The sequence below is a fragment of the Sphingomonas sp. genome (assembly GCF_048594985.1).
In the GTDB taxonomy this organism is placed as follows: domain Bacteria; phylum Pseudomonadota; class Alphaproteobacteria; order Sphingomonadales; family Sphingomonadaceae; genus Sphingomonas_I.
On sequence record NZ_JBMDXG010000115.1, the window covers coordinates 1 to 9,792 of the forward strand.

The following is a 9,792-nucleotide window of genomic DNA, read 5'->3' on the forward strand; positions in this document are numbered from 1 at the left end:
CGATCCATCAGGCGCGACGCCAATCATCGTCCGTCGGGTGGACAGTTCGCCTGCCTCGCGATCGAAACGGGCGGCGGCTGAGACATTGCGACGGTTGCTCACACCGCACTGGCGATGTTCTTGGGACATCGCACGGACCAGGCGCCCCTGCGCGGCGAATGAAGCGAACTCGGCGACCGTCCCAATCTGGCGCTGAGTGCGATCGCACTGCTCAGGGATGAAGCGCGCCACACGGTTACCAGAATGCACATAGACGCGCATCTGTCATGGATCGATTGATCGGTTAGGACTTCGAACGACTTCGATCCGCCGTGCGGCGCGCGGTGACGCTTAATAACAGCGGCGCGTGCGGTAACCCCTCACCCAGACCGTCCGGCAACGGTCGGGCCCGCGCCAGGCATAATGGCGGCGGTTGTGGTAGCGATAGCGGTTACGGTAATGACGATCGTACCGATACCGGCGATGATCGCCGCGATAGTGGCGGTCGTACTTGTAGCCCCGATCGTACCGGTGATGGTCACGCGCTTCCGCGGCGGTGGGTACGGCGCTCGTCGCGAGCACGAGGCCGATCGCGGCTAAGATACCCTTCATGAACGTCTTCATCCTGGCTCCTTCCTGCCCCTCGTCGGGGCTATGTGTCGGAAGAACGCCAGGCCGGCTTTCGCTTATCTGAACCTGTGGCGGGCGGTCCGGATCGCGCGGTGTGTCGTTGTTGGAGCACGCCGGCGTGAGGCAAGGCGCCAAGCCCCCACGCCGGCGGCGAGGCTCAGCCGAGCAGAATACGGCGGCTTTCGCCCTCGGGATCGTCGACCATCCGGCATTGATTGTCGAACACCATGGTCTGGCACCGCTCCGGATCGGACGGGGTCCAGGCGAGACCCGGCTGGCTGGGATTGCCGGTTCGCGCGAAATTCGCCCACGCCGTCGCCATGCGCGTGGCAAGCCGCCGCGCTTCGAGCGTATTTCCCGTTCCCTGATCGCAGCGCGCCGTGTTGTCGAAGCAGAAGGCGAGGTCGGCGGTGTGCCAGGCGCCGGGCAGTCCGTCGAGCTGCGGGGTCTGCCACTGGAAGAGATATTGATAGACCGGCGCGCCGCCCTGTTGGTGCTTCAACCGCACCATATCCTGCACACGGTTGCGATAGGCGATGCTCTGCACGCCATAGGACAGCGTCCGGATGGCCTTTTCCGGGTGCGCCTTCTTCATCGACGCGATCAGCGCATCGGCCTTCGACGCGCCCAGGATGCCCGCAAGTTCGGTACGCCACTCGGCCTCGGTCGGGTTCGATCCCCAGCGCACTCCTTCCTCGCTGGTATTGCCGAAGATGACCGGTACGTCGCGGGAGACGTCGGGCGCGACGGCGGAGAAGGAGCGGACGTCGATCACGCGTCCGTCGAGGGTCGGTCCCCACCCGACCCGCGGCACCGGGGGCGGCCCGCCAAGCGTTCGCGGCGCCGGGCCATTGATCTCCCCCGCGACCTTGTTGCTCGCCGCGAAAAGCCTGCTCCATCCCATCTTCTGGAGCGCTTCGAGGCCGTTGCGGCCAAGCCCGAGCTCGCGCATCAGACGACGCGAATAATCCTTCGACTGATCGAGCGTGGGCAGCGCCCCGCCGCCGCCCGATTGGGCGATCGCGCGGTGGATCAGCCCCTTGCCCGCGCGCATGCCGAGCAGCGTCGTCACCTTCGAACCGCCACCCGACTGTCCATAGATCGTGACGCGCGACGGATCGCCCCCGAAGTTCGCCACGTTTTCCTGCACCCAGCGCAGCGCCGCGATGCAGTCGGTCATGCTCACATTGACCGACTCTTCGTAGGCGGCCCCGCCCACCTCGGTCAGGTCGAGGAAGCCGAGAACATTGAGGCGGTGGTTAATGGAAATCTGCACCACGTCATGGTTACGCGCCATGTTGGCACCGTGGTGCGACGCCAGCTCATAGGCGGACCCGAAGCTGAAGCCGCCGCCATGGAAATACACCATCACGGGACGACTGCCGCTGAGCGACGGCGTCCAGAGATTGAGCTTCAGCATGTCTTCACCCTGGAAGCCGTCGTCCCACTGCTGAAGGAAGGTATGCTCCACCGCGCGAAAGTTGTGCGTCGTCTGCGGGCAGTTGGCCCCATAGGTCAGCGCATTAAATTCGCCGTCCCACGGCTTGGGCGGCTTTGCCGGGAGCCAGCGATTGGCGCCGCCCGTGTCGTCGCCATAAGGGATGCCCTTGAAGTGGAGGACATCGTCCGCGACGAATCCGCGAACGCGTCCGTAGCGGGTGCGAGCGATCGCGCTGCGCGGTGTCGAGCATGTGCCCGTGTCGCCGCCCGAACGGGTTCGCCTCTGCGCAACTGCCTCGCTGGGCACGGTCAGCATCGCCGCGCCCGCCGCCGCACCGCCAAACAATGCGCGTCGGCTAAGCGTGTCCATAGAAAGCTGCCGTTCCGCCACCATCTCTCTCCCGCTTGTTTTCGCGTCTCTTCGCATGGCGGGTGACGGCGGACAATATAGACAGCGTTCGACGCCGAGAGCCGGCGCAAGCCTCTTTTCTACCTTTGAAGGCGCTACCGAGCGCTTCGGTCGCACGCGCGGCCCTTCGCGCAGGAAGCTGTCGCGGCGGTCATAATTCACCGCCGCGCGCACCGCGATCGTGTCCGTCACTGACGATCGTCTGTGGCCGGCCACGAAACGATCGGGAGCAGCGCCTCGCCCGCGCTGGTCAGCGCGACGTTGCGCGAATTGCGATCGAACGCCGGCTGCCGAGCTGCCCCTCCAGCAGGCGGATCGTCCGGCTGAGCGTCGGCTGGGAGACGTTGGCGAGGTGGCCGGCCTCGCTGAAGCTGCGATGATGCGCCACAAGCATGAAGAGCCGCAGACCCATCAAACTTGGATTTCGGCGCATCGTCTCTCCCTGTGCGATGGCCCGCTTCGGCCCCCGCCATGACAACGGCGACGTTGCGTTGTCCTGTCAGCTGCCCGATCCGCTGAGCGACCACCGGCAAGGCCACCCAAGCGGTTAAAGAACCCAATGAGCGTAGCCCGTTGCGACGTGCCGCTAGGTGCCGTGACCATTCGGCTTACGTCCGCGGCAGTAGCGATGGCGCTCCGGCCATGCTCATCCGGCCCGGTGAGCGGCTGTCTATCCCGCTCCGGCAGGCGCTTTGACAACGTCTTCAGCGCGGTAGCCGAACGGGTAGAGCGGTTCTCCCGTGTCGTCGGATAGCTCGGGCCGCTGCTTCTCGACCGCCTCCATCGATGAAGGCAGTTCGAGCGGCAGGCGACCTTCGGCACGAATGCGACCGGCCAACGCGTCGGCCACGGCCGCGTCAGTTGCGCCGAAATCGCCGGCGAGGACGGCAACGTGAGGTCGGAGCGCGGTGAGGACGGCGGCGCGATCGAGGTGGACGATGGCGATTGTTGGAACCGCAGCGCCGATGCGCTTCACGGCCTCGAAATCCGGATCGCCATCGCGGAAGTCGAGTGCGCCTTCGTGCTGGACGCGACCGGCGGCGAAGTTCGGGTGGAGGAGTTGATGCGGCGTGGAAAGCCGAACGATCGCGGCATCGGCCCGATCGGGCCGGTCGACGACAATGAAGCCCAGCGCAGCGAACGGCTCGGCCGATAGCCCGCGCAGGAACAGGCGGCGATGCGTGGCGGCAAGGAGCGGATAGAGAGCGGGGTCAGTCTCGAGAGGCACGATTGATCGCGCCTGCATGCGATGCGCCTCAGCCTGAAAGCGCGAATTGCCGACCAGCTTAGCGGCCGCATCCGGATCCACATAAGGGTCTTCGAACAGGCCCAGAGCGAACGTCTGGGTCAGTATTTTGAGCACAGCGCGATCGATCTGCGCGGGTGTGACCTTGTGATCCCTGATCGCGGCAGCGAGCCGGTCGACATGGGTGGTCCCGCCGAACTGCTCGATGCCCGCATCCACGCCCCTGGCGAAGCGGTCCTCCTCAGGTATATCCTCGACACCCCACGCCGGGTTGGCATCGGCCCAGCTTGGTTCAGTGCCGGGCCTGGCACCGTTGCGGCAGGCTTCACGGCAGTCGTTCGTAATGGCCCAGTCGGACAGGATGAGGCCGTCATAGCCGTACCGACGGCGGAGCAGGTCGGTAAGCAGGTAGCGGCTGAAGCCGGCTCCGACCTCCACCGGCTTGCCGGCAGCGTCGTGCAGGCGGTGGGCGAGTGAATACATCGGCATCACGCCCGCCACGCGCGCGGCGAAGGCCGCCTGGAACGGCGCTATGTGCTGCGGCAACGCCGCGTCGGTCACGCCGGTGAAGCGGCCATAGATATTGTGGCTGTCGAACCCCTGATTGTCCACGGCTCCATAGCCGACCCAATGCTTGACGACCGCGGCCACGCTCTCGCGCCCGATGCCCTTTGTGCCGGCCTGTACGCCCGCGACATAAGCGCCGACCATGCGCGCGGCGAGCGCCGGGTTGGACCCGAAGCTGCCGTCGATGCGCGCCCAGCGCGGCTCGGTCGCGATGTCGGCCTGGGGCGAGAGCGCGACCCGGATCCCGACGGCTTTATATTCCTGGCGCACGATGTCGGCGGCACGGGCGGTCGTGGCCGTCTCCCCGATCGCGGCCAGGCCGAGCGGATCGGGAAAGGGCGTGAAGCCGCCCGCGGCGACGCTGGCCCCGGTAACACCCTCAAGCTGGTTGCGCGGGTCCGAGCTCAACGTCAGCGGGATGCCGAGGCGCCCCTCCTCCGCCATCGCCTGAAGGGCATTGTTGGCCGCCGCAAGTTTTGCGGGCGTGGTCGCCAGCCGCGTGATCATTGCGGTAACATGCTTGGCGAGGATTTCATCGCGCGCGAAAGCGAGGTCGTAACCGTCTCCTGACGAACGGAGCGAACCGTGCATCATCTGGCCGATCTTCTCGTCCATCGTCATGCGCGACAGCAGATCCGCGGCACGGCGCGAGGGCGGTTGCCGCCAATCCTCATAGACATTCAGCGTGCCGTCCCGATCGAGATCGCGAAAGGCAAGGCCGTTTGCGTGCAGGATCGGGACTGTCCTGCTGCCAAGGTGCGGCTGGCGCGGACGCGTGGGCGCGGCCTGACCGATCAGGGCCGCAATGGCGACGGCAGCGAGGATGGAGGACTTATGCAGCGTTGCTCTCCTTTGGTCTGTCTTGCCAGGCCAGCACCGCCATCTCCCAGGCGGATCGGACGGGATCTGCAAGACCAATATCACCACCTTTGAGTTAGCGGAGTTCCTAGAAAGGAGCACCGGACATCCATGAGGTCGATGGCCTGCCCCGAAGGCCGAGGCCCCAAAGAACTGCGCATCTACTTGTCAACATGATCGGACGCACTTGCTCAAACAGCAACGGTCAGGTGGCGCGGGCGACCTGGAAGCCCGCGAAGGATTGGCTGACCGGCATCAGCTCGAGGCGATTGATGTTGAGGTGCGGCGGGAGGCTCGCGATCCACAGTACGGTGGCGGCGATATCCTCGGCCGTCATCGGTTTGGCTCCGGCATACAGGGTGTCCGATGCCCCCTGATCGCCGCCGGTGCGGATCAGGGTGAATTCGGTTTCGACCATGCCGGGATCGATCGCGCTGACGCGGACGCCCGTGCCGTGAAGGTCGGAGCGCAGGTTCAGCGTGAACTGCTGCACGAACGCCTTCGTCCCACCGTAAACGTTGCCGCCCGGATAGGGATAGGTGCCGGCGACCGACGCGATGTTCACGATGCCGCCCTTCCGTTCGATCAGGCCGGGCAGCAGGCGATGCGTGACCGAAACCAGCGCGGTCACGTTGGTATCGATCATCGTCCGCCACTGATCCAGATCGGCCCGCTGCGCCGGCGCGGTGCCGAGCGCGAGGCCGGCATTGTTGACGAGCAGGTCGATCCCCCGGAAGGCCTCGGGCAGGGCGGCGCGTGCCGCATCGCGCGCTTCATCGTCCCGCACGTCGAAGATTGCCGGGTGGATCAGTCCGTCAAACTCCTGCGCCAGCGCGGCCAGCCGGTCGCCGCGCCGGCCGGTGGCGATCACCCGCCACCCCGCCCCCGCCAACGCCCGCGCGGTAGCCTCACCGATGCCGGATGTGGCACCGGTCACGATCGCAGTCTTCACGGTCATTCTCCTGAAACTCTGGTCCGTCCGGTGCGCTCGATATGACCGTCGAAGCCATCCGCGTCGAGGCGGACGAACCCATCGCGGTTCGGCATCACGATACGCGAGAGGGCTGGCCCGTCCAGCCGCGCACCCGCCGGAACGATGCCATCGATCGATAGCAGATAGGCGACAATGTAACGGAAACGGTCTTCATCGACCCAGGACAATTCCGCCGCATGCTCATGTGTTCAGGTTTACCAGCGCCGCGAGCAGCCCTGGATCGGCGGCCCAGTCCGTCGATCGCAGCGCCGTCAGAGGGGCTGCGTCCGGCAAGTCGTTCACGAGGATTGATCGATCGCATCTGAGGAAAGGGTCAGGTCCTTTTCCATCACGATGAGTTCGAGCCCCGGGCGAAGCGGCTGCCCGACCGATGGGTCATCATAGGGGAACGGCAGGACGACTCCCGTGGCGACGTACCCACGTCGGCGATGCCAAGCCACGAGGTCCGTACGCTCACCGATCACTTCCATGCGCATGCGCGTGGCGCCCGCCGCCCTCGCCTGCCGCTCGATCTCCTGCTTGATGGCTTTCCCGGCGCCTGCGGTCTGCACATCCGGATTCACCGCGAGCATCGATGTGTGCCACGCCCCGTCCTCGTCGACCGCGACATTGATGCAGCCGACGATGGCGCCATCGTCCGTCTCACGCAGCAGCACCACACGCCCGCGTGCGATCAGGGCCTGCACGCCCTTTTCGCTGGTACGCGGTCCTTCGATCAAGGCTTGCTCGTTCGTCCAGCCGCCCTCGCCGCCTGCGCCGCGATAGGCCTGGTTGACGAGCGCAGCGACCGCCGCCGCGTCGCTCGGACACGCATCAATAAAGATCAAACCAGCCTCCACCGACGTGCATAGACATCAGGCACCCTGGATAGGTGAGAGGGGCCCCCGGTCCCATCCTCAATTCTCGAACACACTTGCCCAATTCCACGGGACGTGGCCGTTTCGAGATGCTCTGCATGGATGACGGGGTCGCGGACCTCACCCGATAGGACGAGTGGGTCCACGATTCCCGAACACGTCGACCGAGCGAGCAGCCCTCTCGACGATAGCCGCATCGCGCTCCATCAGCCGGCACCCGCCTGTTCTGCACGGACCACAGGCTCCGCCGCTGTGCCCTTGACCGAGAAATAGCCGGCCTTCGTCGGCGGCGCCGACCAGGCGAACCAGCAGGCTTCCTCGGCACCGATCGCGCGCGCCTGCGCGTGAATGCCTTGTGCGATCACCGCCGCGCGCGGGTCGCGCTGGAGCCGGGTGATGAAGTCCAGCAGCTCGGCCTGCACCGCCGCCGGATGCGCGCTCAGGTGGAGATGCGCGTTCATTTCATAGACCGCCATCGTCAGGCCATTGTCGGCCGCGATCTGTGCCTGCTGGGCGTTGGTTTTCGCCAGCGCGGCGAGGCTCAGTCCTTCGCTCGTGGCGCCCGTCTGCCCCATGATGTTCGCGATGGCGCCTGGAATATCGTTTGCGCGCGCAAGGGCGAGCAGCGGCCCGTTGGCGTTGACCAGCGTACCATAGGGATAGATGCTCGTCGTCCAGTAGGTGAAGTCGGCCGGGCCCGATCCCGCGTCCGAGAGACCCCCGAGGAATTCCAGGCCCCGGGACGGCGACACGGGCTGACTGCCGGCGGCGAGCGCCACCCGCCGTCCGCGCGCGAAGCGGCCGAGGCGGGCCGCCTCCCGGCCACCCTGACGGAACAACGATACACCGGCGGCAGCGGCACGGGTCGCGATCGCGTTCGTCGCGGGATAGGATGTGTTCCACAGCTCATTGCCATATTCGATGATCGGCGTCTGGCTGCATAGCGCCTCATAGATGCCCAATTCGGCCCTGATCTGCGTGTCGGTCAGCTCGGGCCGGATGTTGCCCCACACGCGCGCGCCGCATTCCTCCGCGAACCCGATCGCATCCACCAGAGGCATGCGCTGCCAACCGGTGTTGCCGTCCGTGTTGAGCCAGTCCTTGAGGCGGAAGGTCGGAATGCCGGTGAGGTCCGCGATCAGGCGCGGATCGAATTTCGCCCCGGCCTTCCATGCGGCATAGTGTTCGGCCTCCACCACCGAAAGCGAGGGCGGATTGCTCACCGACAGGCCGCTCCCCCGCGCGACGAACATCGCGGCCCGGTTCTCCGGCCCCTCAGGCGCCGTGAAGCGGAAGGTGCGCGCGTCGATCACCTCGACCGGCGGCTTGTCGATCTTGCCAGCCACCGGGACCTGCGGCGTCATGCTGTCCGCGCCGCCCCATTCGACGACAATCTCGGTGCGACCCGCCGGGATGGGGATCGAGCATTGAAGGTAGCCAATCTTCGCCTGCCACGGCGGCGTCAGATAGGCCCGATCGATGTAAGGATGGTCGGGAAACCAATATGCGAGCGTCGTCAGGTTCATGCCGATGCGAGTCATGGTCGAAGCTCCTTCGGACAGACGATCAAGTTATCGTCGGCCGGGAACTTGGTGATGACCTACGAACATTCAAGGGATAATCTTGATTTTCTGAAGTTCAAAAATGTTGAAAAAGTATAATCACTGTTGAATAGGACAATGTCAGAGCAATTAAACTTTGAATTATTTGCAAACGACCGCAGGGTCTTGGCACATCCAGGAGCGGCCGCCGGCGGTGCGACGGCAAATCAGCGCACCGGCTTGTTTCGGTAATGCCAGACTGCGGCGGCGTCCCGGCCCCGCCCTCCCGGCCGTTCGATCGCGCAAGGTTTCTATTGCTCCGGGGGCGACGCTCACGCCATGATGAGCGACGACTTGGAACGGGAGCATGAATGACACGCCCTCCTCGCCCGCCAATTCCGCCTCTCCTATCGCTTGGGATCATCGCGGCAGCGGCCGGAGGCCTGGCCGGCGCCTTTGCCTATACCGCCGGCTGGCTTTCTCCCGATCGGCTTTCGCCCAACCGCGTGGCCGACGCCTTCGGCCCGAAGGTCGTCGCCGGTCACCGCGTCAATCACGCCAAGGGGATATGCTTCGTCGGCACCTTCCATTCGAGCGGGGCGGGCGCCGCCCTGTCGACCGCGCCGATGCTGGCAAAGGGCGACTTCCCGGTCGTCGGGCGCTTCAATCTCGGCACGCCCGATCCGTTCGCCAAGGACGGTGCGGCCCGCGTCCGGGGCGTCGGAATGCTGATCTCCGCCCCCGGCGGCGCGCAATGGCGCACCGCCATGATCAACGCGCCGATCTTCGCCGTCTCGACGCCGCAGCAATTCTACGCGATGCTGCAGGCCGGCGGATCGAAGGATCCGGATGCGATGGCCAAGTTCGCCGCCGCGCATCCCGCCACCAAGCCGTTCATGATTTGGGCAAAGGAAGGCCCGTGGACGGAGTCCTATGCCGAGGAGCGCTATAACAGCCTCAACTCCTTCACCATGACGGATGCAAGGGGCGAGCGGCGCACCGTGCGCTGGTCGATGATACCGCTGCAACCGGTCCATCCCGTCCCGGCGGCGGAGTTTGCGAAGAGCGACCCCGATGCGCTCGAACGCGAGATTGCGGACCGGATCGGCAGGACGCCGGCAAGGTGGACGATGGTGGTGCAGATTGCGGGGAAGGACGACGTGACCGCCGATCCGACCAAGGCATGGCCATCAGGTCGGCCGATGGTGACGCTCGGCGAGGTCACGGCCAGCCGCATCATCGCCGAGCCCGACGGCCCGTGCCGCGATCTC

Annotated in this window: 11 protein-coding genes; 2 read left to right on the top strand and 9 right to left on the bottom strand. The window is 65.8% G+C overall.

All coding sequences use genetic code 11. The features are described from left to right. From ACOJSF_RS04200 to ACOJSF_RS04220, 5 genes are all read right to left on the bottom strand, one after another. On the bottom strand, positions 1 to 261 hold a 261-nt coding region (locus tag ACOJSF_RS04200; protein ID WP_420140974.1), incomplete at its 3' end, for a hypothetical protein. A 69-nt stretch (positions 262 to 330) separates the two neighbouring features. Beyond that, the gene (locus ACOJSF_RS04205) at positions 331 to 603 is read right to left on the bottom strand and encodes a hypothetical protein (RefSeq protein WP_420140975.1); all 273 of its coding nucleotides are present in this window, start codon (positions 601 to 603) and stop codon (positions 331 to 333) included. A gap of 163 nt (positions 604 to 766) precedes the next feature. After that, on the bottom strand, positions 767 to 2,419 hold the full coding sequence (locus tag ACOJSF_RS04210) for a carboxylesterase/lipase family protein (protein WP_420140976.1): 1,653 nt from the start codon (positions 2,417 to 2,419) through the stop codon (positions 767 to 769). Between the two features lie 289 nt (positions 2,420 to 2,708). After that, complete coding sequence (locus ACOJSF_RS04215) at positions 2,709 to 2,870, bottom strand: helix-turn-helix domain-containing protein (protein ID WP_420140977.1); 162 nt, start codon at positions 2,868 to 2,870, stop codon at positions 2,709 to 2,711. A gap of 258 nt (positions 2,871 to 3,128) precedes the next feature. Beyond that, positions 3,129 to 4,886, bottom strand: coding sequence for a glycoside hydrolase family 3 protein (locus ACOJSF_RS04220; protein WP_420140978.1), 1,758 nt, complete (start codon positions 4,884 to 4,886; stop codon positions 3,129 to 3,131). Between ACOJSF_RS04220 and ACOJSF_RS04225 the strand changes: the two genes are divergently transcribed. Beyond that, complete coding sequence (locus tag ACOJSF_RS04225) at positions 4,857 to 5,204, top strand: hypothetical protein (protein WP_420140979.1); 348 nt, start codon at positions 4,857 to 4,859, stop codon at positions 5,202 to 5,204. The two genes, ACOJSF_RS04220 and ACOJSF_RS04225, sit on opposite strands and share 30 nt — an antisense overlap. A gap of 130 nt (positions 5,205 to 5,334) precedes the next feature. Here the strand turns inward: ACOJSF_RS04225 and ACOJSF_RS04230 are convergent, their stop codons facing one another. From ACOJSF_RS04230 to ACOJSF_RS04245, 4 genes are all read right to left on the bottom strand, one after another. Then, complete coding sequence (locus ACOJSF_RS04230) at positions 5,335 to 6,087, bottom strand: SDR family NAD(P)-dependent oxidoreductase (RefSeq protein WP_420140980.1); 753 nt, start codon at positions 6,085 to 6,087, stop codon at positions 5,335 to 5,337. Beyond that, complete coding sequence (locus ACOJSF_RS04235) at positions 6,084 to 6,290, bottom strand: hypothetical protein (protein ID WP_420140981.1); 207 nt, start codon at positions 6,288 to 6,290, stop codon at positions 6,084 to 6,086. The genes ACOJSF_RS04230 and ACOJSF_RS04235 overlap by 4 nt, the downstream gene beginning before the upstream one ends. A gap of 111 nt (positions 6,291 to 6,401) precedes the next feature. Beyond that, positions 6,402 to 6,962, bottom strand: coding sequence for a GNAT family N-acetyltransferase (locus tag ACOJSF_RS04240; protein WP_420140982.1), 561 nt, complete (start codon positions 6,960 to 6,962; stop codon positions 6,402 to 6,404). A 224-nt stretch (positions 6,963 to 7,186) separates the two neighbouring features. Then, positions 7,187 to 8,521 (bottom strand): hypothetical protein, encoded by a 1,335-nt coding sequence (locus ACOJSF_RS04245; RefSeq protein ID WP_420140983.1) that lies wholly within the window; start codon positions 8,519 to 8,521, stop codon positions 7,187 to 7,189. Between the two features lie 506 nt (positions 8,522 to 9,027). Here ACOJSF_RS04245 and ACOJSF_RS04250 point away from each other — a divergent pair. Next, on the top strand, positions 9,028 to 9,792 hold a 765-nt coding region (locus ACOJSF_RS04250), incomplete at its 3' end, for a catalase family peroxidase (protein ID WP_420140984.1).

Coding starts and splice junctions, on each gene's coding strand:
- ACOJSF_RS04245 (WP_420140983.1), bottom strand. CDS start 8,521: ATGACTCGCATCGGCATGAACCTGACGACGCTCGCATATTGGTTTCCC.
- ACOJSF_RS04220 (WP_420140978.1), bottom strand. CDS start 4,886: ATGGACGAGAAGATCGGCCAGATGATGCACGGTTCGCTCCGTTCGTCA.
- ACOJSF_RS04230 (WP_420140980.1), bottom strand. CDS start 6,087: ATGACCGTGAAGACTGCGATCGTGACCGGTGCCACATCCGGCATCGGT.
- ACOJSF_RS04215 (WP_420140977.1), bottom strand. CDS start 2,870: ATGGGTCTGCGGCTCTTCATGCTTGTGGCGCATCATCGCAGCTTCAGC.
- ACOJSF_RS04210 (WP_420140976.1), bottom strand. CDS start 2,419: ATGGACACGCTTAGCCGACGCGCATTGTTTGGCGGTGCGGCGGCGGGC.
- ACOJSF_RS04205 (WP_420140975.1), bottom strand. CDS start 603: ATGAAGACGTTCATGAAGGGTATCTTAGCCGCGATCGGCCTCGTGCTC.